The 16939-nt window shown below is 61.1% G+C and carries 15 protein-coding genes and 1 pseudogene; 3 read left to right on the forward strand and 13 right to left on the reverse strand.

The features are described 5' to 3' along the window. From gspL to VZP09_RS00855, 11 genes are all read right to left on the reverse strand, one after another. Window positions 1–638 (reverse strand): type II secretion system protein GspL (gene gspL, locus VZP09_RS00805; protein ID WP_328794835.1); only part of this gene is annotated, 638 nt, incomplete at its 3' end. Then, window positions 625–1611 carry a type II secretion system minor pseudopilin GspK gene (gene gspK, locus VZP09_RS00810; RefSeq protein ID WP_004178610.1) on the reverse strand — a complete coding sequence of 329 codons (987 nt, stop codon included), beginning with the start codon at window positions 1609–1611 and terminating at the stop codon, window positions 625–627. The genes gspL and gspK, both read right to left, overlap by 14 nt. After that, the gene (gspJ, locus tag VZP09_RS00815; RefSeq protein ID WP_012737414.1) at window positions 1608–2204 is read right to left on the reverse strand and encodes a type II secretion system minor pseudopilin GspJ; all 597 of its coding nucleotides are present in this window, start codon (window positions 2202–2204) and stop codon (window positions 1608–1610) included. The genes gspK and gspJ overlap by 4 nt, the downstream gene beginning before the upstream one ends. Then, window positions 2201–2566, reverse strand: a complete 366-nt coding sequence (gene gspI / locus VZP09_RS00820) for a type II secretion system minor pseudopilin GspI (protein ID WP_002889025.1) — start codon at window positions 2564–2566, stop codon at window positions 2201–2203. The genes gspJ and gspI overlap by 4 nt, the downstream gene beginning before the upstream one ends. Beyond that, entirely contained in the window at window positions 2563–3078 is a 516-nt protein-coding gene (gene gspH / locus VZP09_RS00825; protein ID WP_021313445.1) for a type II secretion system minor pseudopilin GspH, read from the reverse strand. Before gspH ends, gspI begins: the two co-directional genes overlap by 4 nt. Continuing rightward, on the reverse strand, window positions 3078–3500 hold the full coding sequence (gspG, locus tag VZP09_RS00830) for a type II secretion system major pseudopilin GspG (protein ID WP_002889054.1): 423 nt from the start codon (window positions 3498–3500) through the stop codon (window positions 3078–3080). The genes gspH and gspG overlap by 1 nt, the downstream gene beginning before the upstream one ends. 20 nt (window positions 3501–3520) lie before the next feature. Then, window positions 3521–4735 (reverse strand): type II secretion system inner membrane protein GspF, encoded by a 1215-nt coding sequence (gene gspF, locus VZP09_RS00835; protein WP_328794836.1) that lies wholly within the window; start codon window positions 4733–4735, stop codon window positions 3521–3523. Window position 4736: 1 nt separating this feature from the next. Further along, the gene (gspE, locus tag VZP09_RS00840) at window positions 4737–6230 is read right to left on the reverse strand and encodes a type II secretion system ATPase GspE (RefSeq protein WP_021313447.1); all 1494 of its coding nucleotides are present in this window, start codon (window positions 6228–6230) and stop codon (window positions 4737–4739) included. Then, window positions 6227–8200 carry a GspD family T2SS secretin variant PulD gene (gene pulD, locus VZP09_RS00845; RefSeq protein WP_021313448.1) on the reverse strand — a complete coding sequence of 658 codons (1974 nt, stop codon included), beginning with the start codon at window positions 8198–8200 and terminating at the stop codon, window positions 6227–6229. Before pulD ends, gspE begins: the two co-directional genes overlap by 4 nt. A gap of 9 nt (window positions 8201–8209) precedes the next feature. Then, a complete protein-coding gene (gene gspC / locus VZP09_RS00850; protein ID WP_328794837.1) occupies window positions 8210–9052 on the reverse strand; it encodes a type II secretion system protein GspC in 843 nt (280 codons plus the stop codon). Further along, entirely contained in the window at window positions 9037–9174 is a 138-nt protein-coding gene (locus tag VZP09_RS00855; protein WP_032423959.1) for a hypothetical protein, read from the reverse strand. The genes gspC and VZP09_RS00855 overlap by 16 nt, the downstream gene beginning before the upstream one ends. 184 nt (window positions 9175–9358) lie before the next feature. On the opposite strand from VZP09_RS00855, the gene pulA reads away from it, so the two are divergent. Together pulA and gspB are read left to right on the forward strand one after the other, a co-directional pair. Continuing rightward, window positions 9359–12667 carry a pullulanase-type alpha-1,6-glucosidase gene (gene pulA / locus VZP09_RS00860; RefSeq protein ID WP_040225247.1) on the forward strand — a complete coding sequence of 1103 codons (3309 nt, stop codon included), beginning with the start codon at window positions 9359–9361 and terminating at the stop codon, window positions 12665–12667. A 256-nt stretch (window positions 12668–12923) separates the two neighbouring features. After that, complete coding sequence (gene gspB, locus VZP09_RS00865; protein WP_021313451.1) at window positions 12924–13481, forward strand: type II secretion system assembly factor GspB; 558 nt, start codon at window positions 12924–12926, stop codon at window positions 13479–13481. 38 nt (window positions 13482–13519) lie between these two features. Here the strand turns inward: gspB and gspS are convergent, their stop codons facing one another. Both gspS and VZP09_RS00875 read right to left on the reverse strand, forming a co-directional pair. Then, a complete protein-coding gene (gene gspS / locus VZP09_RS00870; RefSeq protein WP_032423957.1) occupies window positions 13520–13894 on the reverse strand; it encodes a type II secretion system pilot lipoprotein GspS in 375 nt (124 codons plus the stop codon). A 125-nt stretch (window positions 13895–14019) separates the two neighbouring features. Further along, window positions 14020–14091, reverse strand: a pseudogene (locus VZP09_RS00875) (hypothetical protein); the annotation flags it as partial. Window positions 14092–14481: 390 nt separating this feature from the next. Between VZP09_RS00875 and mrcB the strand changes: the two are divergent. After that, the coding region (gene mrcB, locus VZP09_RS00880) for a bifunctional glycosyl transferase/transpeptidase (protein WP_328794838.1) at window positions 14482–16939 on the forward strand (2458 nt) is incomplete at its 3' end.

Raw genomic sequence — 16939 nt, forward strand, 5'->3', positions numbered from 1 at the left:
GTCTGCGCAGGCTGCGCGCGCCACGCTCCCGGCGCCGCGGGCGGCGGCGAATAGCTGTCGATGACGTGCTCTTCCGCCTCGCTCTGCAGCAGCTCCGTCAGCCAGACGTTTTCCGCCGCCATGCCGCCCCACGGCTGGTGGCGGATCAGCCACTGCTCGTCCACCTGCACCGCGCTCCACGCCGGCGGTTGCCAGGGCAGGGCCAGCACGTCGGGCGTCAACGCCAGGGGCCGTAAGGAGAGCGATTCGCAGCGCGCCAGCCAGTCGCGCATTTTTTGCCGCTGTACGGCGACGATCTCGCACTGGGCCTGCTGGCGGTGGAGCAGGGCAAAATGGGTGGCTTCCACATCGTCTGCCAGCTGCTCTTCCAGCAGAAACGGGGCGACCTGCAGCGGCGGTTTACGCAGGCCCGCCGGTAGGGTGAGCGAGTGAAACGCGCAGTCGCTGGCCGGGATCAGCACCCAGGCCGGGTATTGCTCAGCCAGCGCCGGGAAAGGGCTGGCGTCGTCAGTCGGCCACCGGCCGCTGGCCTCGTGGTGCGGCTCGCCGGGGGCGAAGAGTTGCCAGTGCAGCGGCGCCTGCGCGGCGGCGAGGCGCACGATCAGCATGGCCTGGGGAGAAGCATTAATCTTGTTCATCGACCACCATAGAGAGTCCATATCGCCGCTGGACGACGGTAAACGTGCGCCCCGATTGTTGCAGGACGCTGTGCAGCTGAAAGCGGAGATTGCCGGTCACCACGGTAAAAGCGGCGATAAAGCGTGCGCTGTGCACCGTCAGCCAGGGACGGGCAAGCGTGGTATCGGTTTTCTGCAGCGTCGGCTGCGCGAGAAAGGCGGCGACGCTGCTCCACCCGGTTCGCGGGCGGTTGTGCAGCAGCTGTTGCGCCTCCTGCAGCGTCAGATCGCCGGGAAAGAGGGCCACCAGCAGGGCGGCCTGGGAGGGGCGCAGGGTGTTGACATTGACCTGCAGCGCGTCATCCGGCTGGACGCAGACGAAGGGGAGCAGGCGCTGATAGAGCGCGGCGTCCATCCCGGCCAGCAGGCGCAACTCGCTGACATCCTGCATCGGCTGGTTGGCGGCGAGATAGCCCGGGGTTTGCGCCATATAGACCTCGTCCTCCGCCCCGTTCAGCCGCGGCTGGCCGTCGCTGTCCGTCCAGTCGCCAAGGGCGGCGGCGATCTGGCTGGCGCGCAGCGGCGGCTCGCCGAGCAGCGCCAGCAGCCGAACGAAGACGTCGGTCGGGTAGGGCGTTCCGTCGCCAGCCTCATCCGCGCGATGGTCAATAGCATTGAGGTTGAAGCAGGCGTGCCCGTCGCGGATCGTGGCGCGGATTTCGCCATCGTCGAGGGTAAAACGGCGCCCCTCCTGCGCCCAGGTTTGCGCCAGATTCGTTTGACTGGGCGAGTCCAGCGCATCGCGTTGCAGCAGCGCGGCGGCCATGTTTTCCGCCGCCAGGGCGTACCATCTGGCCTGCAAATTATCGAGGGTCACGGCGGTATGCTGATACATGACCGCGGTGCGCTCGGTCATGGCGCTGGCGAGGATCATCATCAGGGCGAGGATGAACAGCACCATCAGGAGCGCGACGCCGCGTTGCCGATTTATCACTGGCCGCCTCCCGGGGTGAGTAAAAACAGGCGGGTTATCTCCCCGCTGTTCGCCAGCGTCAGGGTGATCTCCAGCCCCTGCGGCAGCCTCTGCGGGCGGTCCCAGGTTTCCTGCCAGCGCCCGTCGGCGTAAAACCGCAGGCGAAACGCGGTTACCTCGCGCAGCAGCACCCGGACCGTCGGCTGGCTGCCGGTCAGCGGATCCTGCTGATCGAAGCTCAGACGCTCAAGCTGCTGCTGGCGCAGACGGTAGCTGACGTTCTGGATCTCCGATCGCGGGAGGATCCCCAGCGGGTTTGGCCAGCCGCTGCGGCTGAAGGCCAGTCCCCAGTCGTCGCTCTGCAACTGGAAACGTCCGGCGAAGAAAAACGTGTCGCTGTTTCTGGCGCGACGGGGAATGATGTGGGTGACATCGTCGGCGATCTGGCGAAAGGCGCGCTGGAGGGCCGCGATCTGCTGGCTTTTCTCGCGGGTCAGGCCATCGGCGCGGATGACGTTCTGCAGCACCATCACGGCGGCGGCGCTGAGGACGGCGAGAATAGCCAGCGCCAGCAGCGTTTCAATCAGGGTGAAACCGCGCATCCTGGTTATCATGGCGGCGTCACCCAGGTGCGCAGGGTGGCCAGCGGCGCGGGATCGCTTTTTTGCCGCCGGACCTCCACGTCCAGCGCCCGCAGCTGCGGCAGCGCGGTTTCCACTCCCTGCCAGCGGACAAACCAGCGCGTCCCGGCGGCCTCCACGGTGGTTTCAGACCAGCTGAGGGCAGGCCAGCGTTTCTCCAGCCGCAGCTGCACCAGCTGGTTATCCGCCAGCCAGCTGGCGAGGATTTTCTCTTCCATACGCCCGAGCTGGCGCGTCTGCTGCAGGGTGGACTGCATCACCGCCAGGCCAGCGAGGGCGAAAATCACCAGCGCGACCATCACTTCGATAAGCGTCATTCCGGCTTCACGCTTCATGGCTGCTCCCGCGCCGCCAGCGGCTGGCTGTCGCCCTGGGCGTCGACGTTGATGCCCGTCGCGGCGTCAATCCGCAGCTGAAACGGCGTGACTTCACCGCCGGGAAAAATAAGCACGTCGGGCTGCTCGCCCGGCGTCCACGCCTGGCCGTCGGGAAAGCGCAGCGTCAGCCTGGCCCGCGGGAGGGTTTCCGCCGTAGTGACGCGTCCGGCCTGCAGCGGCAGCCACTGCGCGTTGCCCCACCGGTCGTCAGCCGCCGCCGGGGCGCTATCGTCGGCAGGCTGCAGGCGCATAAACTGCCAGCGCTCAGGGTGGATGATAATGCCGAAGAGCTGACCGGTTTGCTGCCCGCGCTCGCGGACAAAATCCAGTTGCGCCTGAAAGCGCGCCAGGATCTGTGTGGCCTCCTGGGGGCGGGCGGAGGGAAACGCCAGCAGCACCATGCTGGCGCTGACGCCGATCAGCAGCAGGACCAGCATCATCTCCAGGAGGGTGAAACCGCGCTGAGACACTATTTCTTCCCGAGGGTCCAGTTGCCGATATCGTCATTGGTGTCGGGCATCCCGTCCGGGCCGACGCTGAAGACGTCGATGGCGCCATGCTGACCCGGGCTTAACAGCTGATACTCATTCCCCCACGGGTCCTGCGGCAGACGGCGGATATAGCCGCCTTCCGGGTAGTTGCGGGCGTGCGGCTCGGCGGCCGGAGCGGTCACCAGCGCCTGCAGTCCCTGTTCGGTGTTGGGGTAGCGGCTGTTGTCGAGTTTATACATGTCCAGCGCTCCCTCGAGCGCCACCAGATCGCTGACCACCTTCTGGCGGTCCGCTTTCTCCTTGTTGCCCATCAGGTTAGGCACCACCAGGCTGGCGAGAATGCCGAGAATGACGATCACCACCATAATTTCCAGTAACGTGAAACCGCGTTGCCGTTGCATAGTTTTCTCCATTAATACAGTTACATACTCATAAGGGTGTTCAGTTGCAGGATCGGCTGCAGGATGGCCAGCACGATAAACAGCACCATGCCGGCCATGGTGACCANCAGCAGAGGCTCAAACAGGCTGAGGGCCATCTGGATCTGCGCGCTCAGCTCCCGGTCCTGGTTCTCCGCCGCGCGCTCCAGCATGGCGGTCAGTTCTCCGCTCTGCTCGCCGCTGGCGATCATGTAGCGCATCATCGGCGGAAACAGGGCGGTGGATTCCAGCGCCCGATGCAGACTGACGCCTTCGCGTACCGATTCGCTGGCCGCCGCCAGCTGGCTGCGCGCCCAGGCGTTGCTGAGGACGTCGGCGCTGATGCGCATCGACAGCAGCAGCGGCACCGCGCTGGCATTGAGAATGCTTAAGGTGCGGGCGTAGCGCGCGCTGTTGACGCTGCGGGCCACGCGGCCGATGACCGGCAGGCGCAGCAGCGCCCGGTCCCAGGCGAGCCGCCGGGCGGGCTGGCGCAGCAGATAGCGCAGCGCCAGCAGCGCCAGTAACGACAGCAGCGCCAGCCAGGGGCCCGCGCTGCGCACGATGTCGCTCAGGCTCATTAGCAGCCGGGTAGAGAAGGGCAGGGCCTGTTTAAGATGGACAAACTGCTCAACGACTTTCGGCACCACGGTGGAGAGCAGAATGGCGATCACGCTGATAGCGACCAGCGTCAGTACGATGGGGTAGATCATCGCCTGCAGCAGGCGGGCGCGGAGCTGCTGGCGCTGCTCGGTATAGTCAGCAAGCCGGTTCAGTACGCCGTCGAGATGGCCGGAGGTTTCGCCGGCCGCCACCATGGCGCAGAACAGCCCGTCGAAGCAGGCGGGATAGCCGCGCATCGCCTCCGCCAGCGAGTGGCCTTCGAGCACTTTGCTGCGCACCCCGGCCATTAACGTTCTTAGCGACGGCTTTTCGCACTGCTGGGCGACGGCATCGAGCGCCTTTTCCAGCGGGATCCCGGCGGCAACCAGAGTCGCCAGCTGGCGGGTGAGCAGGGCTAAATCACCGGCGCTGGTACGCCGGGTAAGGGATCCGCCGGCCCACAGTCGCCGCGCCGGGTCGGCAGTTGTCACTTCCAGCGCCAGCAAGCCCTTGTCCCGCAGCAGCTGGCGGGCGTGGCGGGCGGAGTCGGCCTGCTGAACGCCGCGGCGGGTTTTGCCCTGCGCGTCCAGCGCCTGATAGCGAAACAGGGCCATCTCAGACGCTTTCCGTCGTTTGCTGTTCGGTGACCCGCATCACCTCTTCCCAGCTGGTGATCCCCGCCAGCGCTTTGTCGCGTCCGGCATGGCGCAGGGTTTGCCAGGCTGGCCCCAGCTGCTGGATCAGGGTGATCTCATTCTCGCCGCGGTGGATGGCGGCGCGGACGCGGTCGTCAACCAGCAGCAGTTCATGAATACCGGTGCGTCCGCGATAGCCGATGAAATTACACTCCGGACAGCCTTTGGGCTGCCACAGCCGCGCGCCGACCGGGACCGCCATCTGCCGGGCGGTGTTGGCATCCGCCTGCCAGGGCTGACGGCAGTGCGGGCACAGTTGGCGCACCAGCCGCTGCGACATCACCGCCAGCAGCGAGGTGGAGAGTAAAAAAGGCTCCACGCCCATATCCTGTAGACGGGAAATGGCGCCCAGCGCGCTGTTGGTGTGCAGGGTCGACAGCACCAGGTGCCCGGTCAGCGAGGCCTGAACGGCGATCTGGGCGGTTTCGCCATCGCGGATTTCGCCCACCAGCACTACGTCCGGATCCTGGCGCAGGATGGCGCGCAGGCCGCGGGCGAAGGTCATCTCGACTTTGGCGTTGACCTGGGTCTGGCCTATGCCCTCCAGCTCATACTCCACCGGATCTTCAATGGTCATGATGTTGCGCTCCCGGGCGTCGAGGCGGCTGAGGGCGGCGTAGAGCGTCGTGCTTTTCCCGGAGCCGGTCGGACCGGTGACCAGGATGATGCCGTGCGGGCGGGCGATCAGCGCATCGACCCGATCGAGCAGGGCGGGCGGCATGCCCAGCGTCAGCAGATCCAGGTTGACGCTGTTTTTGTCCAGCAGACGCAGGACGACGCGTTCGCCGTGGCTGGAGGGCAGGGTGGAGACGCGCACGTCGATTGCTCGCCCGCCGATGCGCAGCGCCATGCGGCCATCCTGAGGGACCCGCTTTTCGGCAATGTCCAGGCTGGCCATCACCTTGATGCGGGAAATTAACAGGGCGGCCAGCCGCCGCTGCGGGCGCAGAATTTCCCGCAGCACGCCGTCGACGCGAAAGCGGATCTGCAGATGGCGCTCGTAGGTTTCGATATGAATATCCGAGGCTTTCTCTTTGATGGCCTCGGTGAGCATGGCGTTGATCAGGCGGATGATCGGCGCGTCGTCCTCGCTGTCGAGCAGATCGTCGGTGTCCGGCAGCTCTTCGGCGAGGGTATAGAGGTCGAGCTCGTTGCCGATGTCGGCCATCATGCGGTGCGCCTCCGCCGAATCACGCTGATAGCTGAGCACCAGCACTTTCTCGAACGCGTCCGGCGCCAGACGGCTGACGCGCATCGGGCCGTCCGCCAGGCGGCGCGCTTCCAGCAGCGCCCGGGCGGCGGTATCGGGGCGGCACAGCGCTTCGCAGCATTCGCCGTCGCTGAGCAGCACAAGATGGTGCGCGCGGGCCCAGGCGAAGGGCAACAGCGGACGGCGTTCGGCGGCTGGCGTCATGGGCGGCCTCCGAGATTGAAGGCGTCAATGGCGGCGCTGACCTGGCGGAAGGCCTGGGTCTCCTGCTGCGGATAGATGTGCAGCAGGTCGTTGCTGAGCGACGCTTCGCTGCTTTCTTTACCCCGCTGTTTAGTTTGCGCATTGTTGAATGCGGTGTACTGGCCGGAAGAAGCCTGGCGGTACTCATCGCGATCGCGAATGATGGTCGGGCGGATAAACAGCATCAGGTTGCGTTTCGACACTTTCTTGCTGTCGGAGCGGAACAGGGCGCCGATCACCGGAATATCCCCGAGCAGCGGCACTTTGTCAGCGGTATCGGTGACGGTTTTATCCAGCAGCCCGCCAACCACCACCGTTTCGCCGCTGCCGACCAGCACGGCGTTATTCACCGTCCGGGTATTGAAGGTCGCCCCGAGATCGCTGCTGGTGCTGGAGGCCGAGTCGGCAACGCTCGATACCTCCTGCTCAATCTCCAGCAGCACCGCATCGCCTTCGTTAATCTGCGGCTTCACCTTCAGTTTAATGCCGACGGTTTTGCGCTCGACGGTATTGAAGATGTTGTCGCCGGAGGTGGTTTGCGAGCCGGTTAATACCGGAACTTCCTGGCCGACGTTAAAGGTGGCTTGCATGTTATCGAGGGTGACGATGCTGGGGGTGGCCAGAATATCGTTCTTGGTACTGCTGGAGAGGGCGGTGAGCAGCATCGCCCAGTTCCCCTGATAGAAGCCGGCGGCGATACCGTTAAACGAGCCGAGGGCGCTGGCCAGCGAGCTGCTGATGGTACCGTCTTTGTTGTACTGGTTGGCGCCGGCGATAGCCGTCGATATCGGCAAACCGCTGTTGGTGAACTGCGTCATGCCGGCGTTCTTGTTTGCCCACTGGATACCGAGATTAAGGCCATCGGCATCCTGCACTTCGGCAATAATCGCCTCCACCAGCACCTGCGGGCGGCGGATATCGAGCTGGGCGATCACCCGCTCAAGATCGTTCATCACGTCCGGCGCCGCGGTGACGATCAGGGCGTTGGTCTGGCCGTGGGCTTTGATAATAATATTTTTGTCGATCGCGGCCACTGGCCTGGCGCTTTGCTTGTCGCTCTGCAGCGAGCTGCTGATCCCGGTCAGAACCTCCACCAGATCGGCGGCTTTGGCGTACTTCAGGTAGATCACTTTGGTGTTACCCTGTACCGCCTGCTGACGGTCGAGCTGTTTGATCATGGCGATGATGCGCTGGCGCGAGTTTGGTTCGCCGCTCACCAGTACCGCGTTGGTGCGCTCATCGGCCACCACGTTCGCCACCATCGAGCCCGGCAGCGCCGACTTGCTGGTATCTTTATTAAGCTCGGTAACCAGTTTGACCACTTCCGCGGCGGAGGCCCAGGAGAGGGGCACGGTCACCACGCTGCGATCCCCGGCGTTGTCGACGCGCTCGACAATGGTCAGCAGGCGTTTGATAACCGCCGCGCGGCCGGTCATCAGCAGTACGTTGGAGGGCTCATAATGGACCACGCTGCCGGCGCCAGCGTTATCGTTCAGCTGGCGGAGCAGCGGGGCGAGATCGCGGGCGGCGACGTTGGTCAGGGGCACCACCCGGGTGACCACTTCATCGCCTTCGCCCGGTGCGGCCGCGCTGGCGACCGGCACGGCCGAGGTCTTGGCGTCTTTGGCGCGGACCACTTTTAGCACGCCGTTATTCATATTGATCACGGCGAAGCCATATACATCCAGCACGCTGAGGAAGAATTGATAATATTGTTCTTCATTGAGCATATCGTAACTGCGCACGGTGATAGTGCCGTGTACGCTGGGATCGATAATCACCGTTTTATTCAGGTTTTTGCTGACGGTATTGATAAATTCCTGGATATCGGTGCCTTTAAAACTGGCGGAAAATTCCTCCGCGGCGGCCGGAGAAAATAGCAGCGGGGTTAATATCAGCAGCGCAGGCAGCATTTTTCGCAGGCGTTTCATGGTTGGCAATTATTCATCCCCCAGCGCGAAAGCAATATCGTGTCGTTGGCCTTCCCGCTCAACGGTTAGCGTTATTTCGGTCATGTCGGCCAGATTCTGCAGCGCCTGTTGCGCTTGCTCCTGGTCGCGTAAATCGATGCCATTTAAGGCAATCGCCAAATCATTTTCCTGCAGGCCGGACTGGCGAAACAGCGAGGCGTCTTTGCCTGGGTTCAGCCGATAACCCAGCAGTTTGTCGCCGCTGAGTACCGGCGAAATAGATAAATAAGTGAGGATATTTTGCGGCTGTTCGCGGAGTCGCTTCACGAGGGGCGGGTTGCCCACGGCGGTGGGCGGCGGCGACGGCGCGCGGCTGTCGTTAAATAATAAAATGGCCTCTTTGCGCCCCTGATAGTTGACGATGATCCGGTCAGGCAGAATGGCGGCGATCCGCGCATCATACCCTGGGAGGGGATCGCCCGTGCTAAGGCTAACCTGCTGATTTCCCTTTTCGATAATAGCGATGGAGCGCGCCGGGTTGCTGCTGGCGAGTAGCCCGGCCAGGCGTAGCTTCAGGCTGGAAACCGGCACCTGATTGAGACTGGCAGCATCCGTTGGCGTGGGGCTATTTTTCACCGCCAGGCCAAACAGGGTAAATGCGGGCCGCACATTTTTTAATTCCGGATCTGCCGCCGGAGGCATGGTTAACGGTAGGGCGGAAATATCCTCAGGACTCACAGGGAATACCACGCGCCAGGTTAATTTCGCCAGCTGTGGGATAGCGGTTATTAATATGATGAGCGTCACAATTTGTGGTAATAATTTAATTATCCCTTTATTTATATTTGTTAACCTCATCACAGAAACTGGCATTTTAATTCCTTTGCTAATTTATTTTTCTGCACGTTGGCGTAATACCCTATCGAAACAGGTAGGTGATTATTGGCTTTTGAATTATTTATTGCCGGAGAGTGGCGATAAGCGTGGCGAATCATAATCAGTTTGCGGTTTCGGGTCGTCATTCCCTTTATTGATTTACTCCCCCGGCTTCCTACGCCCCCCGCTCATTTGTGGGGGATGATTGCGCCTGGGAAAGCAAAAATATCTAATTAGCGCGCTGTAAAGATATTCATCCTTTCTTACCTTTTATAATTTAATAAGCATATTAGGGACTATCGAATGCTCAGATATACCTGTCATGCCCTATTTCTTGGATCGTTAGTATTATTGAGTGGCTGTGATAACAGCTCTTCCTCTTCTACCTCTGGCTCACCGGGTTCACCAGGCAATCCTGGCAACCCAGGCACTCCCGGCACGCCCGACCCGCAGGATGTCGTCGTCCGCTTACCGGACGTTGCCGTCCCAGGCGAAGCGGTGCAGGCTTCCGCCAGGCAGGCTGTCATTCATCTCGTCGATATCGCCGGCATCACCAGCAGCACGCCGGCCGACTATGCGACGAAAAACCTCTATTTATGGAACAACGAAACCTGTGACGCGCTGAGCGCGCCGGTGGCGGACTGGAATGATGTCAGCACCACGCCGACCGGCAGCGACAAATATGGCCCTTACTGGGTGATCCCGCTGACTAAAGAGAGCGGATGCATCAACGTTATCGTCCGCGATGGCACCAATAAGCTTATCGACAGCGACCTGCGCGTCTCTTTCAGTGGTTTCACCGATCGGACGGTATCGGTCATCGCCGGCAACAGCGCGGTCTATGACTCCCGCGCCGACGCCTTCCGCGCCGCCTTTGGCGTGGCGCTGGCCGATGCGCACTGGGTCGATAAGACTACTCTGCTGTGGCCGGGTGGGGAAAATAAACCCATTGTGCGCCTCTATTACAGCCACAGCAGTAAGGTGGCCGCCGACAGTAACGGCGAATTTAGCGATAAATATGTCAAGCTGACCCCCACCACCGTCAACCAGCAGGTAAGCATGCGCTTCCCGCATCTCGCCAGCTATCCAGCCTTTAAACTGCCGGATGATGTTAACGTCGATGAATTGCTGCAGGGCGAGACGGTGGCGATAGCCGCGGAAAGCGATGGGATCCTGAGCTCAGCCACCCAGGTGCAGACCGCCGGCGTGCTGGACGATACCTATGCCGCCGCCGCCGAGGCGCTGAGCTATGGCGCCCAGCTAACCGATAGCGGCGTGACCTTCCGCGTCTGGGCGCCCACGGCGCAGCAGGTCGAGCTAGTGATCTATAGCGCGGACAAGAAAGTGATAGCCAGTCACCCGATGACCCGCGACAGCGCCTCCGGCGCCTGGTCCTGGCAGGGGGGAAGCGACCTGAAGGGCGCCTTCTACCGCTACGCGATGACGGTCTACCACCCGCAGTCGCGTAAAGTCGAGCAGTACGAAGTGACCGATCCCTACGCCCACAGTTTGTCGACCAACTCGGAGTACAGCCAGGTGGTCGATCTGAACGACAGCGCGCTGAAGCCGGAAGGCTGGGACGGGCTGACGATGCCGCACGCGCAGAAAACCAAAGCCGACCTGGCGAAAATGACGATCCACGAATCGCATATTCGCGATCTCTCCGCCTGGGATCAAACCGTTCCTGCGGAGCTGCGCGGTAAGTATCTGGCGCTCACCGCCCAGGAAAGCAATATGGTCCAGCATCTGAAACAGCTGTCGGCCTCGGGCGTGACCCATATTGAGCTGCTGCCGGTCTTCGATCTGGCGACGGTCAATGAGTTCAGCGACAAAGTCGCCGATATTCAGCAGCCGTTCAGCCGCCTGTGCGAGGTCAATAGCGCGGTGAAGAGCAGCGAGTTCGCGGGCTATTGCGACAGCGGTTCGACGGTCGAAGAGGTGCTGACCCAGCTGAAGCAGAACGACAGCAAGGATAACCCGCAGGTGCAGGCGTTGAATACGCTGGTGGCGCAGACCGACTCCTATAACTGGGGCTACGATCCGTTCCACTACACGGTACCGGAAGGATCCTACGCCACCGATCCGGAAGGCACGGCGCGTATTAAAGAGTTCCGCACCATGATTCAGGCGATCAAGCAGGATCTGGGAATGAACGTCATTATGGACGTGGTGTACAACCACACCAACGCCGCCGGCCCGACCGATCGCACCTCGGTACTGGATAAGATCGTCCCCTGGTACTACCAGCGTCTGAACGAAACCACCGGCAGCGTGGAATCGGCTACCTGTTGTTCCGACTCGGCGCCAGAGCACCGGATGTTCGCCAAGCTTATCGCCGATTCACTGGCGGTATGGACCACCGATTATAAGATCGATGGCTTCCGCTTCGACCTGATGGGCTACCACCCGAAAGCGCAGATCCTCTCGGCCTGGGAACGCATTAAAGCGCTGAACCCGGATATCTACTTCTTTGGCGAAGGCTGGGATTCCAACCAGAGCGATCGCTTTGAAATTGCCTCGCAAATCAATCTCAAAGGCACCGGGATCGGCACGTTCTCCGATCGTCTGCGCGACGCCGTGCGCGGCGGCGGGCCGTTCGACTCCGGTGACGCATTACGCCAGAACCAGGGCGTGGGCAGCGGGGCCGGCGTTCTGCCGAATGAGCTGACCACCCTGACCGACGATCAGGCGCGTCACCTCGCCGATCTGACCCGTCTCGGCATGGCCGGTAACCTTGCGGACTTTGTGCTGATCGACAAAGACGGCGCGGTGAAGAGAGGCAGCGAGATTGACTATAACGGCGCGCCAGGCGGCTATGCGGCTGATCCGACGGAAGTCGTGAACTATGTGTCAAAACACGATAACCAGACGCTGTGGGACATGATCAGCTATAAAGCCGCTCAGGAGGCGGATCTCGATACCCGCGTCCGGATGCAGGCGGTGTCGCTGGCGACGGTGATGCTCGGCCAGGGGATCGCCTTTGACCAGCAGGGCTCGGAGCTGCTGCGCTCTAAATCCTTTACCCGCGATTCGTATGATTCCGGCGACTGGTTTAACCGCGTGGACTACTCCCTGCAGGACAACAACTACAACGTCGGTATGCCGCGCAGCAGCGATGATGGCAGCAATTATGACATTATCGCCCGGGTGAAAGACGCGGTGGCTACTCCGGGTGAAACGGAGCTCAAGCAGATGACCGCGTTTTATCAGGAGCTGACCGCGCTGCGTAAATCGTCTCCGCTGTTTACCCTCGGCGACGGCGCGACGGTGATGAAGCGCGTGGACTTCCGCAATACTGGCGCCGATCAGCAGACGGGTCTGCTGGTGATGACCATCGATGACGGGATGCAGGCTGGCGCCAGTCTGGACAGCCGTGTCGACGGCATCGTGGTGGCGATCAACGCCGCGCCGGAAAGCCGGACGCTGCAGGACTTCGCCGGCACATCGCTCCAGCTGAGCGCTATTCAGCAGGCGGCGGGCGACCGGTCGCTGGCGAGCGGCGTGCAGGTTGCCGCTGACGGTTCGGTCACGCTGCCGGCCTGGTCGGTTGCCGTTCTCGAGTTGCCGCAGGGCGAGTCGCAGGGCGCTGGCCTGCCGGTGAGCAGTAAATAACATAACGTGGGGCGCCCGTAAGGGCGCCTCTGGCTGATGACAAACCTGTTTCGTTATTGTGCTCGCCTTTCTGTCGGGTGGCGGCTTACGCCTTACCCGGCCTACGAAAGATTGCAATTTCAAACAGTTATGCAGTTATCTGTAGGCCCGCGCAAGCGTAGCGCCGCCGGGCAATTCCTGAAGATTGCACTTTGTCAGCAGTCTGGGGCATCCGTAAGGGCGCCTTCTCGTTATGGTGAGGGAACAGGAGACGGTTGTGATTGTTCGTGATGACAGTGAAAGAGGGATCCCGCCGCTGGTGACGCATCAGCCGCCGTCCTCGCTGGATGATGCGCCGGTGATCCGCGGACGGATGGTGCAGATCCCCGGCTGGATTATCCCGCTGTACGCCGGATTATTTATCGCGCTCGGCTGGTTTGGCGGCGAGCAGTGGCGTCACCCAGCACCGCCGCAAACGCTGCCCTTGCCGGTGGCGCATGCGGCGCTTCTGCCGTTAACCGCTGCCGGAGAGGCCGCGCCAAAGACGCCGCCGCCGGCGGCAAAAGCCAGCGCGCCCGCGGCGCCGGAAGTGGACAGCGATACGCTGCCGCCTCTGCGCTACAGCGCCCATGTCTACGCCTCGCGACCGGAAAAGCGCAGCATTGTATTAAACGGCAAAGCGTGGACGGAGGGCGATTCACCCCTGCCCAATCTGGTGGTGGAGCAGATCCAGCAGGATGTGACGATCTTCAGCTTCAACGGCACGACCTTTACCCTCGCGGCGCTGGAGGACTGGCCGGGCGGAAAAATTGACGAGGAGCCGAAAGAGGAATAAAAGCGCGCACAATAACCGGCGCGCTGAGGATATTTCGCTTAGTCGCTGCGCAAGCTGGCAATAAATGGCGCGAGCTGACGATTAAATTGACTGCACTGTGTGGCTTCCGGGGTACTGTCCTGTAATAGCTGTTGGTAAAGCCGGTCGCTATTTTGGCTTAACGTCGCCACGTCAATATTTCCCCATCCGCGCACTTTACCGACATTCACCGCTGCCCGATATATCGTTTCATCAGCGGGGAGATCGCTACGATTACATTTATTCTTGAGATAGCGCGTCCCGGCCGCCACGGACGAGAGCTGCTCGAGCTGCGCCTGGCTGCTGATGGCCGAGCTGAGCGTTGAGGCAGGTTTTTGTTGGCAGCCAGAGAGAAGGGCTACCATGCAAAGCGGAAATATAAGCGGAATACGCATCATAGAGTAATCAAAATAATGAATCACTGGCCGCTAGTTTAACAAATATTTACCTGGTGTCATCATAAAATATTATTCTGCATAAATGTTAACAGGCTCTCATTTTTATCAACGGAAAGGCGCTAAATCGACTTTACTTTTATCAATAATAAACGTTGGCGCTGGGAAAATATATTTTCATCTGCGGATGATGCCACTGCGTTGACCGGCAGGAAGCGCGCCGTTTTTTATGTTATTAAAAAACATACTCTTTCCCATCTTGTTACGTGCGCAGGAGGTAAAATGCTGGTTAAGAATGTCGCATTTTAGTGCTATCCTGTATGCCCTGAACATTACGTGCTATGTTCTGACTTATTCTGCCGATGATGCGTTTAACACAATGATTTTATGGTGAATTTTTATTGTTAGTATCATGTAACATGAAGCAAACCAACCCTCTGAAAGGCTGGCGGCGCGTCCTGCCTGCCAGCAGGTTGTCGTCCGAAGGATAAGCAGCCTGGACGTTAATTTGAGAGATTTCTTCTTCCTCTGAACAGGGGAAGTATTGAGAATCAGGCCTTTGCGCCTGAACGTTGCGGAGAAAAAGCATGGCGGGAGATGACCGCGAGCCTATCGGACGTAAGGGAAGACCCTCACGTCCGACTAAACAGAAAGTCACCCGTCGCCGGGTCCGGGAAGAGGACTACGACGACGAGTATGATGACGATGATTATGAGGATGAGAAACCGGTGCCGAGAAAAGCCAAAGGCAAAGGTGGCAAGCCTCGTCGGAAGCGCAGCTGGCTGTGGCTGCTGGTCAAGCTGGGGATTGTCTTCGCGGTGCTGATTGCCGCCTATGGCGTCTACCTCGACCAGAAAATCCGCAGCCGCATTGACGGTAAAGTCTGGGAGCTGCCGGCCGCGGTCTATGGCCGGATGGTCAACCTTGAGCCGGACATGCAGATCAGCAAAAACGAGATGGTGCGTCTGCTCAACGCCACGCAGTATCGCCAGGTCAGCGCGATGACGCGCCCCGGCGAATATACCGTGCAGGCTAACAGCATCGAGATGATCCGTCGTCCGTTCGATTTCCCGGACAGTAAGGAAGGGCAGGTGCGCGCGCGTCTTACCTTCGACGGCGACCATCTTGAGACCATCGAGAATATGGATAACAACCGCCAGTTCGGTTTCTTCCGCCTCGATCCGCGTCTTATCACCATGCTGCAGTCGCCGAACGGCGAGCAGCGCCTGTTCGTGAAGCGCAGCGGCTTCCCCGATCTGCTGGTGGATACCCTGCTGGCGACCGAAGACCGCCACTTCTATGAGCACGATGGGATCAGTCTCTACTCCATCGGCCGCGCGGTGCTGGCGAACCTGACGGCAGGCCGAACGGTGCAGGGGGCGAGTACCCTGACCCAACAGCTGGTGAAAAACCTGTTCCTCTCCAGCGAACGCTCCTACTGGCGTAAAGCCAACGAAGCGTATATGGCGCTGATCGTCGACGCCCGCTACAGCAAGGATCGCATCCTTGAGCTGTATATGAACGAGGTGTACCTCGGCCAGAGCGGCGATAACGAAATTCGCGGCTTCCCGCTGGCCAGCCTGTATTACTTCGGCCGTCCGGTGGAAGAGCTGAGCCTCGACCAGCAGGCGCTGCTGGTGGGGATGGTGAAAGGGGCGTCGGTCTATAACCCGTGGCGTAACCCGAAACTGGCCCTTGAACGACGCAATCTGGTGCTGCGTCTGCTGCAGCAGCAGCAGGTTATCGACCAGGAGCTGTACGACATGCTCAGCGCACGTCCGCTGGGCGTGCAGCCGCGCGGCGGGGTGATTTCACCGCAGCCGGCGTTTATGCAGATGGTTCGTCAGGAACTGCAGGCGAAGCTGGGCGATAAAGTGAAAGATCTCTCCGGCGTGAAGATCTTCACCACTTTCGACTCGGTGGCGCAGGATGCGGCGGAAAAAGCGGCCTCCGAAGGGATCCCGGTTCTGAAGAAACAGCGTAAGCTGGCAGACCTGGAAACCGCCATGGTGGTGGTTGACCGCTTCACCGGCGAAGTGCGGGCGATGGTCGGCGGCGCGGAGCCGCAGTTCGCCGGTTATAACCGCGCGATGCAGGCCCGCCGATCGATTGGTTCTCTGGCCAAGCCGGCGACCTATCTGACCGCGCTGAGCCAGCCGAATCAGTATCGCCTGAATACCTGGATCGCCGATGCGCCGGTGACGATTCGCCTGTCCAACGGTCAGACGTGGTCCCCGCAGAACGACGATCGTCGTTTCAGCGGTCAGGTGATGCTGGTCGATGCCCTGACTCGCTCGATGAACGTCCCGACGGTTAACCTCGGGATGGCGCTGGGCTTGCCGGCGGTAGTCGATACCTGGACTAAACTGGGGGCGCCGAAGAATCAGCTCAACGCGGTGCCGTCGATGCTGCTTGGCGCGCTGAACCTGACGCCGATTGAAGTGGCCCAGGCCTTCCAGACCATCGCCAGCGGTGGGAACCGTGCGCCGCTTTCCGCGCTGCGGTCAGTGATTGCCGAAGATGGCACTGTGCTCTACCAGAGCTATCCGCAGGCGGAGCGCGCGGTGCCTGCCCAGGCGGCCTACATGACGCTGTGGACTATGCAGCAGGTGGTGCAGCGCGGTACGGGGCGTCAGCTGGGGGCGAAGTATCCGGGCCTGCATCTGGCGGGGAAAACCGGGACCACCAACAATAACGTCGATACCTGGTTCGCCGGCATCGACGGTAGTCAGGTGACCATCACCTGGGTGGGTCGCGACAATAACCAGCCGACCAAACTGTACGGCGCCAGCGGAGCGATGTCGATTTACCAGCGCTATCTGGCGAACCAGACGCCAACGCCGCTGGTGCTGACGGTGCCGGAAGACGTGGTTGATATGGGCGTGGACAGCAACGGCAACTTCGTCTGCAGCGGCGGTATGCGTTCGCTGCCGGTCTGGACCACGCAGCCGGATGCGCTGTGCCGTCAGGGCGAAATGATGCAACAGCAGCAGTTGCAGCAACAGGAAGCGAAAAATCCGTTTAATCAGTCCGGGCAGCAGCAGC

Origin of the sequence: Klebsiella sp. EMBS2024, from assembly GCF_036233805.1 — a bacterium.
GTDB classification, from domain to species: Bacteria; Pseudomonadota; Gammaproteobacteria; order Enterobacterales; family Enterobacteriaceae; genus Klebsiella; species Klebsiella pneumoniae.